General features: G+C 69.0%; 15 protein-coding genes. 5 read left to right on the forward strand and 10 right to left on the reverse strand.

From position 1 onward, the window contains the following. Positions 1 to 331: 331 nt before the first annotated feature. From ACJMKZ_RS01810 to ACJMKZ_RS01825, 4 genes are read left to right on the forward strand one after another with little or no spacing between them, the layout of a single operon-like run. A complete protein-coding gene (locus ACJMKZ_RS01810) occupies positions 332 to 1,732 on the forward strand; it encodes an MBL fold metallo-hydrolase RNA specificity domain-containing protein (RefSeq protein ID WP_405231483.1) in 1,401 nt (466 codons plus the stop codon). Further along, entirely contained in the window at positions 1,729 to 3,249 is a 1,521-nt protein-coding gene (locus tag ACJMKZ_RS01815) for a thymidine phosphorylase family protein (RefSeq protein ID WP_405231484.1), read from the forward strand. Before ACJMKZ_RS01810 ends, ACJMKZ_RS01815 begins: the two co-directional genes overlap by 4 nt. Beyond that, positions 3,246 to 4,196 (forward strand): ribose-phosphate diphosphokinase, encoded by a 951-nt coding sequence (locus tag ACJMKZ_RS01820; RefSeq protein WP_405231485.1) that lies wholly within the window; start codon positions 3,246 to 3,248, stop codon positions 4,194 to 4,196. The genes ACJMKZ_RS01815 and ACJMKZ_RS01820 overlap by 4 nt, the downstream gene beginning before the upstream one ends. After that, positions 4,193 to 5,470, forward strand: coding sequence for an MFS transporter (locus ACJMKZ_RS01825; RefSeq protein ID WP_405231486.1), 1,278 nt, complete (start codon positions 4,193 to 4,195; stop codon positions 5,468 to 5,470). Before ACJMKZ_RS01820 ends, ACJMKZ_RS01825 begins: the two co-directional genes overlap by 4 nt. On the opposite strand, the gene ACJMKZ_RS01830 is transcribed toward ACJMKZ_RS01825, so the two are convergent. From ACJMKZ_RS01830 to ccoN, 10 genes are all read right to left on the reverse strand, one after another. Beyond that, positions 5,464 to 6,237, reverse strand: coding sequence for a sulfite exporter TauE/SafE family protein (locus ACJMKZ_RS01830; RefSeq protein WP_405231487.1), 774 nt, complete (start codon positions 6,235 to 6,237; stop codon positions 5,464 to 5,466). The genes ACJMKZ_RS01825 and ACJMKZ_RS01830 overlap by 7 nt on opposite strands. Then, positions 6,227 to 6,409, reverse strand: a complete 183-nt coding sequence (ccoS, locus tag ACJMKZ_RS01835; RefSeq protein ID WP_405231488.1) for a cbb3-type cytochrome oxidase assembly protein CcoS — start codon at positions 6,407 to 6,409, stop codon at positions 6,227 to 6,229. Before ccoS ends, ACJMKZ_RS01830 begins: the two co-directional genes overlap by 11 nt. Further along, positions 6,406 to 8,928, reverse strand: coding sequence for a heavy metal translocating P-type ATPase (locus ACJMKZ_RS01840; RefSeq protein ID WP_405231489.1), 2,523 nt, complete (start codon positions 8,926 to 8,928; stop codon positions 6,406 to 6,408). Before ACJMKZ_RS01840 ends, ccoS begins: the two co-directional genes overlap by 4 nt. Continuing rightward, positions 8,921 to 9,490 (reverse strand): FixH family protein, encoded by a 570-nt coding sequence (locus ACJMKZ_RS01845; RefSeq protein ID WP_405231490.1) that lies wholly within the window; start codon positions 9,488 to 9,490, stop codon positions 8,921 to 8,923. Before ACJMKZ_RS01845 ends, ACJMKZ_RS01840 begins: the two co-directional genes overlap by 8 nt. Positions 9,491 to 9,543: 53 nt before the next feature. Then, entirely contained in the window at positions 9,544 to 10,938 is a 1,395-nt protein-coding gene (gene ccoG, locus ACJMKZ_RS01850) for a cytochrome c oxidase accessory protein CcoG (RefSeq protein ID WP_405231491.1), read from the reverse strand. After that, positions 10,938 to 11,183 carry a hypothetical protein gene (locus ACJMKZ_RS01855; RefSeq protein ID WP_405231492.1) on the reverse strand — a complete coding sequence of 82 codons (246 nt, stop codon included), beginning with the start codon at positions 11,181 to 11,183 and terminating at the stop codon, positions 10,938 to 10,940. Before ACJMKZ_RS01855 ends, ccoG begins: the two co-directional genes overlap by 1 nt. A 74-nt stretch (positions 11,184 to 11,257) precedes the next feature. Next, complete coding sequence (gene ccoP, locus ACJMKZ_RS01860) at positions 11,258 to 12,175, reverse strand: cytochrome-c oxidase, cbb3-type subunit III (RefSeq protein WP_405231493.1); 918 nt, start codon at positions 12,173 to 12,175, stop codon at positions 11,258 to 11,260. After that, positions 12,175 to 12,345, reverse strand: a complete 171-nt coding sequence (locus ACJMKZ_RS01865; protein ID WP_405231494.1) for a cbb3-type cytochrome oxidase subunit 3 — start codon at positions 12,343 to 12,345, stop codon at positions 12,175 to 12,177. The genes ccoP and ACJMKZ_RS01865 overlap by 1 nt, the downstream gene beginning before the upstream one ends. A 19-nt stretch (positions 12,346 to 12,364) precedes the next feature. Then, positions 12,365 to 12,976 carry a cytochrome-c oxidase, cbb3-type subunit II gene (gene ccoO, locus ACJMKZ_RS01870; RefSeq protein ID WP_405231495.1) on the reverse strand — a complete coding sequence of 204 codons (612 nt, stop codon included), beginning with the start codon at positions 12,974 to 12,976 and terminating at the stop codon, positions 12,365 to 12,367. An 18-nt stretch (positions 12,977 to 12,994) separates the two neighbouring features. After that, positions 12,995 to 14,410 carry a cytochrome-c oxidase, cbb3-type subunit I gene (gene ccoN, locus ACJMKZ_RS01875; protein WP_405231496.1) on the reverse strand — a complete coding sequence of 472 codons (1,416 nt, stop codon included), beginning with the start codon at positions 14,408 to 14,410 and terminating at the stop codon, positions 12,995 to 12,997. Positions 14,411 to 14,790: 380 nt separating this feature from the next. On the opposite strand from ccoN, the gene ACJMKZ_RS01880 reads away from it, so the two are divergent. Continuing rightward, complete coding sequence (locus ACJMKZ_RS01880; protein WP_405231497.1) at positions 14,791 to 15,753, forward strand: universal stress protein; 963 nt, start codon at positions 14,791 to 14,793, stop codon at positions 15,751 to 15,753. The last annotated feature ends 297 nt before the right edge of the window (positions 15,754 to 16,050 follow it).

Below are 16,050 nucleotides of genomic sequence, written 5' to 3' on the forward strand. Positions count from 1 at the left end.
TTCCCTACCTTTAGTCAGTCTCGTTGAACAACCATCATACCTCGGCCGCGGGGCGGATGTCGCCGCACGGGTCACGATTTCGGCATCGGCCACTATCGTAAGTCATTGAAATACGGTCATCCGCACGGGTAAATCGTGGAAAGCGGCTATAGCGGGCGGGCGCCGACGGGAGCGGCTGCGGCAATCCCCGATGCGGCCCGCCGCCGGGATGCCCTGTAATACCCGGAGAGGACCGGGACACCCGGGTCCCGCCATGTCGCTGGCGGGTATACGGCACGGGACCGGGCAGGGCGGCGGCAAGTGAGCGGCGAGAAGGCGGCAAGGGTCCGGCATGCACATCGAGTTCTGCGGCGCGGCGCGTGAGGTCACCGGTTCCTGCCACGTCGTGCACGTGCGCGGACGACGGATATTGCTGGACTGCGGGCTGATCCAGGGGCGGCGCGCGGACGAGGACCGCAACCGGGAGCCGTTCCCCTTCACGCCTGCGGGGATCGACGCCGTCGTCCTGAGTCACGCGCACATCGATCATTCGGGACGCCTGCCGCTGCTCGCCCGGGAGGGCTTCGACGGGACCGTCTATACCCATCGCGCGACGCGGGACCTGTGCCGCATCATGCTCCGCGACAGCGCCTTCATCACCGAGAAGGACACGGAGTGGGAGAATCGGCGCCGTGCACGCGCCGGGCTGCCGCCCAGGGAGCCGCTGTACACGCGGGACGACGCCGAGGCGGTGATGAAACAGTTCCGCGACGTCGCCTACGGTCAGCCGGCCGAGATCTGCCCCGGCGTCCGGCTGACGCTGCACGACGCCGGGCACATCCTCGGCTCGGCCATCGTCTCGCTCGAGCTGGAGGAGGACGGCGAACGCAGTCGGGTGGTCTTCAGCGGCGACCTCGGGCACCGGGACGCGCCGATCCTGCGCGACCCGGAACGGCTGGAGCAGGCCGACCTGGTGATCCTCGAATCCACGTATGGCGATCGCCGGCACCGCAGTTGGGACGATACCCGGGACGAGATCATCGACATCGTGGCCAGCGCCCGGGAACGGGAGGGCAACATCCTGATCCCGGCCTTCGCCGTCGGACGCAGCCAGCTCATACTCTACTGGTTCGCGCGTCATTTCGAGGAGGCGAAGCTCGAGCGCTGGCGTATCTTCCTGGACAGCCCGCTGGCGATCCGGGCGACCGCCATCCACGGCCGCTATCCCGAACTCTACGATCGGGAAGCCGCCCGCTTCTGGAGCGGCGAGGACCACGAGTCCGCCCTGCCGAACCTGGCGTTCTCCCGCACGGCAGACGACTCCCGGGCGCTCAATTCGATGCGCTCCGGGGCGATCATCATCGCCGGCAGCGGCATGTGCACCGGCGGGCGCATCCGCCATCACCTGCTGCACAACCTGTGGCGCGACGAATGCCACGTGATCATCGCCGGCTTCCAGGCGGCGGGCACCACCGGGCGCCTGCTCGTCGACGGGGCCCGCCGCGTGAAGCTGCTGGGACAGAGCGTGCGGGTAGCCGCGGCCGTGCACACCGTCGGCGGCCTCTCGGCCCACGCCGATCAACGGGGGCTGGCCGACTGGTACGGGGCTTTCCGGGGCCGGCCGCCGGTCGCCCTGGTACACGGTGAGCCGGATGCCATGACCGCCCTCGCCGGCGAACTGGAGTCGCAGTACGGCGCGGTGGTCACGCGCGTCCAGCGGGGGCAGAAGATCGAGCTCGGTGGGCGCGGGTGAGCGGCGGCCGGGCGCATGGTGTCCGTCTCGAGGCCGTGCGCCTGGGCGTCGATACCCGCCACGAGCCGGTGCTGTTTCTGCGACGGGATTCGGAAGTGGCGCGCTCGGAGGGCTTCCAGGCCATGTCCCAGGTGCGCGTCGACACCGGCGCTGCGTCCATCATCGCGACGCTCATGATCGTGGAGTCGCAGTTGCTGAGGAGCGGCCAGGCCGGCCTGTCGGAGGCGGCATGGCGGCGTCTCGGTCTGGCCGACGGAGAGACACTGGTCCTGCACCACCCGCGGCCGGTGGATTCCCTCGCGCACGTGCGGGCCAAGGTGTACGGCGCCGAGCTGGACGCCGTGCAGTTCGAGCGCATCATCGACGACGTGGTCGCGGGCCGCTACATGGACGTGCAGCTCGCCGCCTTTGTCGCCGCGTGCTCCGGGGAGCGGCTGACCCGCGAGGAGATCGTCCACCTCACCCGGGCCATGGTCGGGGCCGGCGAGCGCCTGATCTGGACCGGGTCGCCGATCGTGGACAAGCACAGCGTCGGCGGCCTGCCCGGCAACCGCACCACGCCCATCGTGGTCGCCATCGCGGCCGAGGCCGGGCTGACGATGCCGAAGACGTCGTCCCGGGCGATCACCTCGCCGGCTGGCACAGCGGACACGATGGAGACGCTGACCCGGGTCGACCTCGGCCTGGAAGAGATGCGCCGGGTGGTGGAGCGTGAGGGCGGCTGTCTCGCCTGGGGCGGATCCGCCAGCCTCAGCCCGGCGGACGACATACTGATCCGGGTGGAGCGGGCCCTCGATCTGGACAGCGAGGGTCAGCTGGTGGCCTCCGTCCTCTCGAAGAAGGTGGCGGCCGGTTCCACCCACGTGGTCGTCGACATGCCCGTGGGACCGACCGCGAAGGTGCGCAGCCTCGCCGCTGCCGAGCGGCTCTCCGGCCACTTTCACGCGGTCGCCGGCGCGCTCGGGCTCGCCCTGCACATCGACGTGGGCGACGGCAGCCAGCCGATCGGCCGCGGCATCGGGCCCGCCCTCGAGGCGCGCGACGTGCTCTCGGTGTTGCGCGGCGAGCCCGACGCGCCCGCGGACCTCCGCCAGCGCGCGCTGCAACTCGCCGCCGGCATCCTGCGGCTGTCGGGCCGGGCCCGCGCGGAGGATGCGGTGGCGCTGGCGACGGAGCTGCTGGACTCCGGCCGCGCATGGGCGCGTTTTCAGCGTATCTGCGAAGCCCAGGGCGGGCTGCGGGAGCCGCCGCGGGCGGCGTATCATTACGATGTCTTCAGCGGGCACGAGGGCACCGTCGACGCCATCGACAACCGCAAGGCCGCCCGGCTGGCGAAGCTGGCCGGCGCACCGGCGGACAAGGCGGCAGGTCTCGGGCTGTGCGTGCGGATCGGTGACCGGGTGCGCCGCGGTGACGTGCTCATGACGCTGCATGCGGAGAGCCCGGGGGAACTGGAATATGCGCTGGAGTACTTTCGTGTGCATCCGGATGTGATTACGCTGTCGGCTGACCGATGAACACCCTCTTATTCAATCTCGGCGGGAGCTCCCCGCGGGCCGACGCAGCCGTCCAGATGCCCGCGGAGGCGGTCGTCGAGGCGGTCGTCGCGGCCACCGGCGCGACGAGGGGTGAACTCGACACGCGGCGCTTCCCGGACGGCGAGGTCTACGTGCGGGTGGCCTCGCCCTGCGCAGGCGCCAACGTCATTCTGTGCGCCGGCCTCCAGCCGCCGGACGAGACGACGCTGCGGGTCCTGCTCACGGCCGCGACGCTTCGCGACCTGGGCGCCGCCCGCGTCCTGCTCGTTGCACCCTATCTGCCCTACATGCGCCAGGACAGCCGCTTCCGCGAAGGAGAGGGCATCACCTCGCGCTATTACGCCGGTCTGCTCTCGGCGCAATTCGACGGCCTGGTCACCGTGGACCCACATCTGCACCGTTACGCCGCACTCTCGGAGCTCTACACGGTACCGGCGGTCTGTGTGCACGCCGCGCCGGCCATCGGCGCATGGGTGCGCGAGAATGTGTCGCAACCCGTGCTCATCGGGCCGGACAGCGAGAGCCGCCAGTGGGTGGAGGCGGTCGCCGCCGTTGCCGCTGCCCCCTTCATTGTGCTCGAGAAGGTCCGACGCGGCGACCGGGACGTCTCGGTGAGCGAACCCGACCTCCTTGCCCACGACGGCAGGCAACCGGTGATCCTCGACGACATCATCTCCAGCGGCCGCACGATGGCGGAGGCGGTCGCACGAGTGAACGGCCGCGGCGGCCCGCAGCCGGTCTGCATCGCCATCCACCCGGTGTTCGCCGACGGCGCGGTGGCGGACCTCCGCGCGGCGGGCGCCGGCCGCGTGGTTTCCTGCAACACCATCGCACACGACACCAATGCCATCGACGTATCGCCCCTGATCGGGGCAGCCTGCCGTGGCTTCCTCGGCGACACCGTCCGGCACGCCATCGGTACATGAGACGCACCCTCGCACCGCTGGCGGCGCTGCTGCTCGGCGTCGCCCTCATGCTGGTCGGCAACGGACTGCAGGCCGTGCTGGTCCCGTTCCGGGCCGGCGCCGAGGCCTTCGCCCAGCTGTCGGTGGGCCTGATCGGTGCCAGCTATTTCCTCGGCTTCACCGTCGGTTGCCTGCAGGGCGGCAGCCTGATCCGCATGGTGGGCCATGTGCGAGCGTTCGCGGCGATGACCGCGATGGCCTCGGCCGTCCCCCTCATCCAGGCGCTGTGGGTCGACCCGGTCGCCTGGTTTTTCTTCCGTGCCGCTACCGGATTCTGCTTCGCCGTACTCTATATCGTGATCGAAAGCTGGCTGAACGAACGGGCGAGCAACGAGAATCGCGGACTCGTCTTCTCGACCTATATTTTCATCAGCTTCGGCGCCATGGCGGTGGGCCAGGAACTGCTCCGTGCGTACGACCCGACCGGCGTGGAGCTGTTCGCCGTCATCGCCACGCTGGTGTCGCTCGCCGCGATCCCCGTGGCGCTGACCCGTTCGCCGACACCGCGGCTGCCCGAGGTCACGGTGGTCAATCTGCGCGGCCTGTGGCGCGTATCACCCTCCGGTGTCGCGGGCACGCTGGCCTCCGGGCTCGGCAACGGCGCCTTCTGGTCGCTTGCGCCGCTGGTGGCGGCTGGCGATGCGCTGGACGTCTCGCGTACGGCCACCTTCATGAGCGCGGCGCTCATCGGCGGCGCGGCCGGCCAGTTTCCTTTCGGCGGCCTGTCGGACCGGATCGACCGACGCCGCGTCATCGCCGGCGTCGCGGCTTTCGGCGCGGCCGTCAGCTTCACCATCTGGCTGGCGGCCGGCGCCGGTGCCGGCAACCTGTTGTTCTACTTCCTCAGTTTCCTGTGGGGCAGCGCGTCTTTCACCATCTACCCCATCTCGGTAGCCCACTCCAACGATCACGCGAATCCGGACGATTTCGTGGCCGTCTCCGCCGGCTTGCTGCTGGCCTACGGTGCCGGCGCCACGGTCGGCCCGGTCGCGGCATCGCTGCTGATGTCGGTGACCAGCGCGCCGGCACTGTATCTGTTCATCGCGCTGATGTACGTGCCTCTGGCGGTGTTCGCCGTGAGCCGCACGTTCCGCCACGAGCAGGTGCCGCAGGCCGAACAGGTCGCCTTCGCCGATGCGCTCAGCGCATCCGGCACGGCCTCCCATGCCTACGAGGAGGAATGGAGCGACCAGGTGCTGGAGGAACAGGCGGAGGCGGCCGCCGAGGCTCAGTGACCGGCGTGCTCCGCCGGCATGTCCGGGTCGCGCTGCATGTCGGTCTCCGTGTCGATCACCATGGCCCCGTGACCGCCGTGGGCCGCGGTCATGTGTATGACCGGCATGGCCATGGTCCACAGGCCTGCCAGCACCACCAGCGCGCCCGCCGCCCGGCGCACGCCGGTCCGTCGGGTCAGTGAGGCCAGCCGCGCCGCACCGGCGGTCGCCAGCACCATCGCCGGCAGCGTGCCGAGACCGAAGGCCGCCATCACGAGTGCGCCCTGTGCCGCGCCGCCGGAGACCGCGGCCGCCAGCAATATCGAGTAGACCAGCCCGCAGGGGATCCAGCCCCAAAGCACGCCGAGGGCGACGGCGTGCAGCGGGGTACGCGCCGGCAGGAGGCGCCCGGTGAGCGGGGCGAGTTTCTGCCAACCCCGCGCTCCCCACGCCTCCAGCGGCCGCAGCGGGTTCCAGCCGAAGGCGAGCTGCAGGCCGATCAGCACGATGACGACGCCGAATGCGAGGCGCAGCGCCGGGCCCCATTCGCGCAGACCCAATACGGAGCCGCCGGCGGCGCCGAGGAAACCCACCAGCGCGCCCAGTGCCACGTAGCCGCCGATCCGCCCGGTGTTGTACGCGAGCGCGAAGCCGGAACGTCCGGCGGCGCCTCTGACCGCGGTATTCAGCCCGAGCCAGCCGGCGATGCCGCCGCACATGCCCAGGCAGTGAGTGGAACCGAGCAGGCCGGCCACCAGGGCCGCCAGCAGGCCGCCTTCAGCGCTCATCCTCTTTGTCCTCGTCGCGGGCCGGCGGCGCCCGGTCGTCGTCCATGACCACCCGCCACGCCGGCGTGTCCATGTCGTCGAACTGGCCGCTGCCGACGGCCCAGAAGAAAGCCCAGACGGCCAGGCCGAGCAGTACCAGGCCCAGCGGTATCAGGACGTAGAGCACGCTCACGACGAAGCCTCCAGCGGACCCGGCGAGGGAGCGCGCGCGGCCTCGACGGGGGTCCGGTGTACCCGCGCCGCGGCACCGCCCCGGCGCAGCCGCAGCGCGTTCAGGACCACGAGCAGCGAACTCGCCGACATGCCGATGGCCGCCATCCACGGTGCCAGCAAGCCCGAGGCGGCGAGGGGCACGGCCAGCACGTTGTAGCCGATGGCCCAGCCGATGTTCTGCCGGATGATGCGGCGCGTCCGGCGTGACAGTTCCACCGCCTCGAGCAGCGGGGCGAGCGAGTCGCCCAGCAGGACCGCATCGGCGCTCGACTGCGCCAGCGTCGTGCCCGCGCCCATGGCGATGGAGACGTCGGCGCCCGCCAGCACCGGTGCGTCGTTGATGCCGTCGCCGACGAGGGCGACCTTCTCCCCGCCGGCCTGCAGCTGCCGCACCCAGGCGAGCTTGTCCACGGCGCGCAGGCCTCCGCGGGCCTCATCGATGCCGAGCCGGCCGGCGATGTCCTGCACGGTGCGGGGGCGGTCGCCGCTGGCGATGGCCGTGGCGATGCCGGCGTCGCGCAGGGTGCGGACCACCTCGGCCGCATCGTCGCGGAGGGCGTCGCGCAGCTCGAAGGCGGCCAGCACGCGGCCGCTTGCGTCGCCGAGGAAGACAACGGTAGAGGCAGCGGCGGTTTCGATGCGTGCGAGCGCGGCGCCGGCGGCCTCGCCGACGAATTCCGCCGAGCCGATGCGGTAGTGCTCGCCGTCGACGGTGCCCTCGATGCCGCGCCCCGGCACCGGGCGCAGATCCGCGGGAGTACCGCCAGTATCGTCAATATCGTCAATATCGCCCCGGCGCGGGAACGCGCGTGCCAGCGCGTGCTCGGACCCGCTCTCCAGCCGGGCCGCGATGGTGAGGCACCGCCCGGCATCGATATCCCCGCTCAGCGGCAGCACACGCTCCAGCTCGGGCCGCCCGCGGGTGAGGGTGCCGGTCTTGTCGAACACGATGCGGTCGAAATCGGCCAGTCCCTCCAGGGCGCGGGAGCGGGTGACGAGGATGCCCCGGTCGGCCAGCGCCGTGTTCGCCGCCGCCAGGGCGGCAGGCGTGGCCAGAGACAGGGCGCAGGGGCAGGTGACCACGAGCACCGCCAGCGCGGCGGGGAATGCGACGCCCGGGTCGATCCACCACCAGGCCGCGCCGACAGTCGCCGCGATGGCGATCACGGCGACGACGAACCAGCTCGCCACCCGGTCGGCCAGCACGGCGACCGCCGGCCGTTCCGCCTGGGCCCGTTCCAGCAGCCGCGAGATGGAGGCGAGCATCGTGTCCTGGCCCACCCGCTCGGCCGTCAGCGTCAGGGCCCCGTCCAGGTTGATGCTCCCGGCCGTAACCTCGTCTCCCGGTGCTCGCGGCACCGGCTCCGACTCGCCGGTGATCAGCGATTCGTCCATGGACGCCTGCCCGTTGAGGATGCGGGCGTCGGCGGGCACACGCTCGCCGGGACGCAGCACGAACCGGTCGCCCGCACGCAGCCGGGCGACGGCGATGATCTCTTCGTCGCCGTCACTTCCCTCGGCGACGCGCCGCACGGTGTCCGGCAGCAGCTGGCCGATGGCGGCCGAGCGCTCGGTGGCGCCGTGGCGGGCGCTCATCTCGAGGAAGCGGCCGAGTGACAGGAAGAACACGAACATGGTCGCGGAATCGAAATACACCTCGCCGTGGCCGGTGACCGCCGCGTACAGCGAGGCAGCGTAGGCGCCGCCGACGGCGATGGAGACCGGCAGGTCCATGCCGGGCCGCCCGGACCGAAGCCCGCGCCAGGCCGACTGGAAGAACGGGCGGCCGGCGTAGAACACCACCGGCGTGGTGACCAGCGCGCTCACCCAGACCAGGAAGCGGCGCATCTCCGGGTCGATGCCCTGGAAAGCGCCGGCGTAGAGCCCGACCGCGAACATCATCACCTGCATCATGCCCACGCCGGCGACGAGCAGACGCTTCAGCGCCTGACGCCGCTCCCGGTGCCGCGGCGAGAACGATTCGCTCAGGCTTTGGGGATGCGGCCGGTAGCCCAGCCGCTCGATGGTGCCGAGTATGGCGCTGAAGCGGGTGTCCGCCGGCCGCCAGATGACGTGCAGGCGCGAGGAAGCCGTGTTGACGGTGATCTCGTCGACGCCGGGGAGCCGCCGCAGCACGTTCTCCAGCAACCAGCTGCAGGCGCTGCAATACAGACCCTCGACGTGCAGCACGGCCTCGATGCGGCCGTCCGCCCGCGTGGCCGCGAACAGCGGCAGCGTCTCCGGGTCGTCGAATCCGCGCCAGTGATCGTCGTCGCCAGGCGGCGGCGCGGGGGCCGCGCCCGGCGGCAGCTCACGAAACCGGTAGTAGGCATCGAACCCGGAGGCGCCGATGAGTTCCGCCACCGCCTTGCAGCCGTGGCAGCACATCGGCCGGTCCTCGCCGTCGATGCGGGCGGTCAGGTCCAGGCCCGCCGGCACGGGCAGACCGCAGTGGAAACAGCTGCGCGTGTCAGCCATCGTCGCGGGAGCCGGCGGGCGTCAGCGTGCCGCGGCCGTCCCGCTGTGAAACCTCCCCCGTGAGACGCCAGCCTGCGGCCGCTTCTCCCAGCGATTCCACCGCCGCGTACCAGCGCTCCGCCGCCATCGGCGTGAGGCGCGCCCGGTAGGTCGCCTCGCCGGCGGTCGGTGCGCGGGTGAGCACGATGTCCATGTCTTTTGCCGGCACGGTCGGATGCGACAGCTCGAGCAGCAATGTCTCGGGCCAGGCAAGAGGGTCCGCGCCGGTGCCGCCGTTCTGCGCGAGCCGTACCTCCACAGCGCCCTGTCCTGCGGCGACCTGCAGCCGGCCCTCCAGCCCCAGCCCGGAGGCTGCGTCTGCCATGCGGAAGCGACGCTCCGTAGTCTCCGCGATGCGGCTGTAGTCATCCACCACCAGCGAATCCGGCCGGGTGATCGCCAGGAAGATGGTGAACATGCAGCCGATCACGGTGGCGGCGGGGACCGAGATGATGAACCAGGGCCAGAACTGGCGATACCAGGGTTCGACCTCGGCGGCATTGTGGGCGTTGCGCTGATCCATTGTCCCTTGCCTCTCGCGCTTCGAGGGTGATCTGTCGTCGGTTGTCGGGTCATTCAGCGGCCGACGGGCGCGACGAACTTCGTCTCCCGCGACTGGGTGATTGTAGCGTCATCCTCGGCCTGCAGCGTGAAGGTGACCTCGCTTACGCCGCGCACCGCCTCCCGCGGGGCACGGACGATCACCGGCACGCCCAGCACCTCGCCCGACGGGATGCGGATGTCGCCGTTCGGCACCTCCACGCGGGCGCCCTCGATGCCCGCGACGTCGATCTCGTAGCTGTGGGCGCGGTCGGTCTTGTTGATGAGCTTCAGCTGGTAGGAATTCTCGATGAAGCCGTCGCCCACCTCGCGATACAGTGCGTTGCGGTCGCGGATCACGTCCACGGTGAGCGCCGAACGCTGGGAGAGGGCGTAGACGAAGGCGCCCATCAGAATGGAGAGCAGGACGGCGTAGACGATCACCCGCGGACGCAGCACGCGCGTCTTCTCGCCGTCCATGGCGTGCTGGGTGGAGTACTTGATGAGCTTCTTCGGGTAGCCCATCCGTTCCATGACGTCGTCGCAGGCGTCGATGCAGGCGGCGCAGGCGATGCACTCGTACTGCAGCCCCTCGCGGATGTCGATGCCGGTGGGGCAGACCTGCACGCACATCGTGCAGTCGATGCAGTCGCCCAGGCCGACCTCCTGCGGGTCCACGCCGCGGCGGCGGCTGCCGCGCGGCTCGCCCCGGTCGGCGTCATAGGTGATGATCAGCGTGTCCCGGTCGAACATGGCGCTCTGGAAGCGCGCGTAGGGGCACATGTATTTGCAGACCTGTTCGCGCATGTAACCGGCATTGCCGTAGGTCGCGAAGCCGTAGAAGAGCACCCAGAAGGCCTCCCAGGGACCGAGGGAGAAGGTGGCGAAGCTCACCAGAAGTTCGCGGATCGGTGTGAAGTAGCCGACGAAGGTCAGGCCGGTGAACAGGGCGAAGGTGATCCACAGGAACTGCTTCGAGCCCTTGCGCAGCAACTTCTCCTTGGTCCAGGGGGCCTTGTCGAGTTTCTTGCGCTGGGAATACTTGCCCTCGGTCCACTGCTCCATCCAGACGAAGACCTCGGTCCACACGGTCTGCGGACAGGCAAAGCCGCACCACAGCCGGCCGGCCAGCGCGGTGAAGAAGAACAGCGACAGCGCGGCGATGATCAGCAGCAGGGCGAGGAAGATGAAGTCCTGGGGCCAGAGCGTCAGGTCGAAAAGATGGAACTTGCGCGCCGGCAGGTCGAACAGGATGGCCTGGCGGCCCTCCCAGGTGATCCAGGGCAGGCCGTAGAAGATGCCGAGCAGCACGAAGACGGCGACCTTCCGCAGGCGGGCGAAAGTGCCGTCCACCTCCCGGGCGTGGATCTTCTCCTCACTGCGGTAGAGCGCCGTCTCTGCCGCGGCGCCCGCGTTGCTTCCTGCTGCCATCAGTCCCTGTCCGTCGTGGTCCCGTGCGCGCCGTCACCTCGGTCACGGCGCATGAGGACCAGTGTGATGCCTGCGGCGCCGATGCCGATCGCCCAGAAGAAAAAGAACAGCAACGCGTAGCCGCCCATGCGCGAGAATTCCAGCGGCCAGTCCGCGGCCTCTGCGAGCCGCGCGGGGTCGAAGACGGCGAAGAACAGCACGCTCGCGATACAGGCCGTCAGGAACGACGCCCAGCCGGTCGACATGACCTTGCGCAGTCCGCGACTCCAGGCCGGTGGCCGGGGAGTGTCCTCTTGTGCCGCTCGACCGCCGTGCAGGCTCATGGGGCGCCGGCACCTCCGCCGTCACCGTCCTGCGACAGGCTGTAGACGTAAGCGGCCAGGATGTGGACCCGGTCCTCGCCCAGCAGGTCCTTGTGCGCCGGCATCACGCCCTGCCGCCCCTGGGTGATCGACGTCATGATGGCCTCGCGGCTGCCGCCGTAGAGCCAGGTGTCGTCGGCCAGGTTCGGCGCGCCCAGTGCCTGGTTGCCGCGGCCGTTTGGCCCGTGGCAGGACGCGCACAGCATCTGGTACTTCTGCCCGGCCGCCGTCTCCAGCGCGCTCGTCTCCGAGGGCGTGCCGAACTGGCGGATCAGGCCCACCATCGCATCGAGTTCGTCCTCGGTGAAGTTGGCGGCCCAGCCGGGCATCACCGCCTGGCGGCCGTTCAGGATGCTCACCTTGATGCTCTGCGGGTCGCCGCCCCACTGCCAGTCGTCGTCCGTCAGATTCGGGAAGCTGGCCGCGCCGCGAGCAGCCGAGCCGTGGCACATGGCGCAATGATTGGCGTAGAGGTTGCGGCCGATCTGCAGCGCCTCGGTATCCTTCGCCAGCTGCGGGATCGGCTGCGCCGCGAACGATTCGAAGATCGGCGCGTAGCGGGCCTCTGCCGCCTGGACCTCCTGCTCGTACTGCTTCTCCTGGCTCCAGCCGAGGATGCCGTCGGTGACGACCAGTCCGGGATACAGAGCGAGATACACGCCGGCGAACAGGATCGTGAGATAGAACAGCATCAGCCACCAGCGCGGCAGGGGCCGGTTCATCTCCTGGAGGTCGCCGTCCCACGTGTGGTGGGTGGTCTCCGTCTCGGCCGCTTCGCCGGGGCGGCGTTTCATGGTCCAGGCGATCAGCCAGATGCAGGCTGCCAGGCTCAGAATGGTCGTGATGGCGACAAACCAACCCATCGGTGCAGACATCAGTTCGACTCCTTCTTCTCCACCGGCGGCTGCTCGTCGTCCCCCAGCGGTATGTTCGCGGCTTCCTCGAAATCCTTCTTTCGCCTCGAGCTATAGACCCAGACGACCAGTACGAGGAACAGGATCATCAGCACCAGCGTGATGAGTCCCCGGAAAGTGTTTATATCCATCGTCTATCCACGCCTGCGGCTAGCGCCTCGTCTGCAGGTTCGTGCCGAGGCCCTGCAGGTAGGCGATCATCGCCTCCATCTCGGTCTTGCCTTCCACCGCGGCGGCGGCGCCGGCGATCTGCTCCTCGGTGTAGGGGTCACCGGCAATGTTCTTCAGCATGCGCATCTTTCGCTCCACCAGCGCGCCGTCGACCATGCGGTCCGCCAGCCAGGGATAGCCCGGCATGTTGGATTCCGGCACGACGTTACGCGGATTGATCAGGTGCAGCTCATGCCACTCGTCGCTGTAGCGGCCGCCCACCCGGGCCAGATCCGGCCCGGTGCGCTTGGAGCCGAACTGGAACGGCCTGTCGTAGACGCTCTCTCCCGCCAGCGAATAATGGCCGTAACGCTCGGTCTCGCTGCGGAACGGCCGCACCTGCTGGGAGTGGCAGACGTAGCAGCCTTCCCGCACGTAGATGTCGCGGCCCGCCAGTTGCAGGGCCGGGTAGGGCTCGACCCCCTCGGCCGGCTCGCCGCTGGATTTGGCCATCATCAGCGGGACGATCTCGACCAGCCCGCCGATGCTGATCACGACCACGATCAGCACGGCCATCAGGGTGATGTTTATCTCGACTTTCTCGTGGGACACGTCGGATCTCCTCCTGGCTCAGGCGGGCTGGCGGACGGGCACCGGGCGGGGTTTCTCGCTCGCGACCGTCTTCCAGATGTTGTAGACCATGATCAGCATGCCGCTGAAGAACAGCAGGCCGCCCAGCAGGCGCAGACCATAGTACGGATAGGTGGCTTCCAGGCTCTCCACGAACGAGTAAGTGAGCGTCCCGTCGTCGTTGACGGCGCGCCACATCAGGCCCTGCATCACGCCGGCGATCCACATGGACACCGTGTAGAGCACCACGCCGATGGTGGAGGTCCAGAAGTGCACGTCGATCAGTTTCGTGGAGTACATCGCCTCCCGGTTGAACAGCCGCGGTATCAGGTGATACAGCGCGCCGATGGTCATCATCGCGACCCAGCCCAGTGCGCCGGAGTGCACGTGGCCGATGGTCCAGTCCGTGTAGTGAGACAGCGAATTCACCGTCTTGATCGACATCATCGGCCCTTCGAAGGTGGACATTCCATAGAAGGACAGCGAGACGATCATGAACTTGATGATCGGGTCGGTGCGCAGTTTGTGCCAGGCACCGGACAGGGTCATGATGCCGTTGATCATGCCGCCCCAGGAGGGCGCCAGCAGCACCAGCGAGAACACCATGCCGAGCGACTGGGCCCAGTCGGGCAGGGAGGTGTAGTGCAGGTGATGGGGTCCGGCCCACATGTAGATGGCGATCAGCGCCCAGAAATGCACCACGGACAGCCGGTAGGAGTAGATGGGCCTCTCGGCCTGCTTCGGCACGAAGTAGTACATCATCCCCAGGAAGCCGGCGGTGAGGAAGAAGCCCACCGCGTTGTGGCCGTACCACCACTGCATCATCGCGTCGATGACGCCGCTGTAGATGGGGTAGGACTTGGTCAGCGAGACCGGGATGCTGAGGTTGTTGAAGATGTGCAGCACCGCGACGGTGATGATGAACGCGGCGTAGAACCAGTTGGCCACGTAGATGTGCTTCACGCGCCGCCGGCCGATGGTGGCCAGGAAGACGATGCCGTACGCCACCCAGACCACGGCGATCAGTAGGTCGATGGGCCACTCGAGTTCCGCGTATTCCTTCGACTGGGTGATGCCCAGCGGCAGCGTGATGGCCGCGAGCAGGATCACGACCTGCCAGCCCCAGAAGGTGAATCCGGCCAGCTTGTCGAAGGCCAGGCGCACGTGGCAGGTGCGCTGCACCACGTAATAGGATGTTCCGATCAGTGCCGAGCCGCCGAAAGCGAAGATCACCGCGTTGGTGTGCAGCGGGCGCAGGCGGCTGTAGGTCAGCCAGGGCAGGTCGAAGTTCAGGGCCGGCCACATCAGCTGTGCGGCGATGAACACGCCGACGAGCATGCCCACCACGCCCCAGACGACGGTCATGATCGTGAACTGCCGCACGACCCGGTCGTTGTAGGTTTCCTGGATTTCCATAGCGCTGTTCCTGTACGTGAGCCTGACGCGGGCGCGTGCTGATGCCGCCTGCAGGCCCGCCGGATGGGGCGCGCACCCGTCCTGCCCGCCGCGCCGGTTCGTGGCCACGGGTGGATGGTCGGCATTGTCGGTCGGCGGGGTCCCGTTGGTATCGCCACCGGGAACGGGCGTGTGACCTGCCGGCCGGCGGCCGGCGTGACCCTCCCCGTCACGCACCTGCGTCCCCGGATGATCCGGGACTCGCCGGACACGCTCCATCTGTATTTGTACTTACTAATATAAGCCTGTCGCAGCCGTGTCTTGAAAGGCCCGGCGGCAGGGTTCTAAATGGGGGTCACGGAACGCCGAGCAACGGTTTCCGGGCACGAGGGGAGCGAGGGATGGAGCAACGAAACAGGCTGTTGGTGATCGTCGATACGGGCGATGAGCGGCATGCGGCGCTCGAGCGGGCGCGCTGGCTGGCGCAGCGGCTGGATGCGCCTGTCGATCTGCGGGTCTACTATCAGGCGGTGCCCGGGCTCGGCGAGCAGTTCATCGACTCGCGGGTGCTCGAGATGGCGGTGGAGCAGATGCGCCGGGAGAAGCTCGACTGCCTCGAGGAACTGGCGAAGCCGCTGCGCGGCGAAGGGCTCACGGTGACGGTGGACGCGGTGGCGGGCAGTCCGGTCGCCGAATCGATACTGGCCGACATCATCCGGCTGCAGCCCCGCCTGGTGCTGAAGGCGGCCGATCACCATGTGCCGCTCAGCCGCACGTTCTTCTCGGAGACCGACTGGCAGCTGATGCGCACCTCTCCGGCGCCCGTCCTGATGGTGCGGCGCGAGCACGAGATGCCCGGGCGGCCGGTGGTCATCGCGGCGGTGGATCCGCTGCACGAGCACGACAAGCCGGCGGCGCTGGACGGGACGATTCTCGCGACCGCGAGCGAGCTGGCACGGGTGACGGGGTCTCGGCTGGAGGTCGTGCACTGCTACGACGTGACGCCGCTGGTGACCGGGATGTCGGCCAGCCCCATGCTGCCGGCGCCTCTGCAGACCGAGGAGCTGGCGGAGAGCCTGGAGGCCCATCATCGCCGGGCGCTGGATGACCTGGTGGCCGGTCACGAGCTGACGGCCGACGCGGTCCATCTGCTGGAGGGCGCGCCACGCTGGCGGTTGCCGGAGTTCTGCGCCGAGGCCGATGCCGACATCGTCGTCATGGGAGCCGTGTCCCGGTCGGCCCTCGAGCGGGTGTTCATCGGCGGCCTGGCCGAGAAGGTGCTCGATCGCCTGCCCTGCGATCTGCTGATCGTGAAGCCGGACGGGTTCGTCTGCCCGGAGATGGTGGAACTCGAATCCATGTAGGAGGGCCTTCAGGCCCGATTTTCCTGATTGAATCGGGCCTGAAGGCCCTCCTGCGCGCGGGCAGGGGTCCGCGCGGGCAGGGGCGGATATTCGGGATGCAGAAAAAGCCGGGGGCCTCTTGCGAGGCCCCCATTCGGTTTCGCTGAGGGAGAGAGATCAGCTAACCGGATTCTTTGCGACGGCCATTGCCGGCCTGTTGGCGAGTATGAGACACCGGGGAGCGTGCCAGCGTCTACTGTGGCTTACCACTAGTCGCGTTACGCGGATTCGCAGCCGGCGGCTGCCGCGTCTTAGGTA

The sequence above is a fragment of the Lentisalinibacter salinarum genome, from assembly GCF_040706555.1.
In the GTDB taxonomy this organism is placed as follows: domain Bacteria; phylum Pseudomonadota; class Gammaproteobacteria; order Steroidobacterales; family Woeseiaceae; genus Lentisalinibacter; species Lentisalinibacter salinarum.

What these genes read in the sequence shown, in the direction of transcription:
- ACJMKZ_RS01810 (WP_405231483.1), top strand. Translation starts at nt 332, where the DNA reads ATGCACATCGAGTTCTGCGGCGCGGCGCGTGAGGTCACCGGTTCCTGC.
- ACJMKZ_RS01820 (WP_405231485.1), top strand. Translation starts at nt 3,246, where the DNA reads ATGAACACCCTCTTATTCAATCTCGGCGGGAGCTCCCCGCGGGCCGAC.
- ACJMKZ_RS01825 (WP_405231486.1), top strand. Translation starts at nt 4,193, where the DNA reads ATGAGACGCACCCTCGCACCGCTGGCGGCGCTGCTGCTCGGCGTCGCC.
- ACJMKZ_RS01830 (WP_405231487.1), bottom strand. Translation starts at nt 6,237, where the DNA reads ATGAGCGCTGAAGGCGGCCTGCTGGCGGCCCTGGTGGCCGGCCTGCTC.
- ACJMKZ_RS01840 (WP_405231489.1), bottom strand. Translation starts at nt 8,928, where the DNA reads ATGGCTGACACGCGCAGCTGTTTCCACTGCGGTCTGCCCGTGCCGGCG.
- ACJMKZ_RS01845 (WP_405231490.1), bottom strand. Translation starts at nt 9,490, where the DNA reads ATGGATCAGCGCAACGCCCACAATGCCGCCGAGGTCGAACCCTGGTAT.
- ccoG (WP_405231491.1), bottom strand. Translation starts at nt 10,938, where the DNA reads ATGGCAGCAGGAAGCAACGCGGGCGCCGCGGCAGAGACGGCGCTCTAC.
- ACJMKZ_RS01855 (WP_405231492.1), bottom strand. Translation starts at nt 11,183, where the DNA reads ATGTCGACCGGCTGGGCGTCGTTCCTGACGGCCTGTATCGCGAGCGTG.
- ccoP (WP_405231493.1), bottom strand. Translation starts at nt 12,175, where the DNA reads ATGTCTGCACCGATGGGTTGGTTTGTCGCCATCACGACCATTCTGAGC.
- ACJMKZ_RS01865 (WP_405231494.1), bottom strand. Translation starts at nt 12,345, where the DNA reads ATGGATATAAACACTTTCCGGGGACTCATCACGCTGGTGCTGATGATC.
- ccoN (WP_405231496.1), bottom strand. Translation starts at nt 14,410, where the DNA reads ATGGAAATCCAGGAAACCTACAACGACCGGGTCGTGCGGCAGTTCACG.
- ACJMKZ_RS01880 (WP_405231497.1), top strand. Translation starts at nt 14,791, where the DNA reads ATGGAGCAACGAAACAGGCTGTTGGTGATCGTCGATACGGGCGATGAG.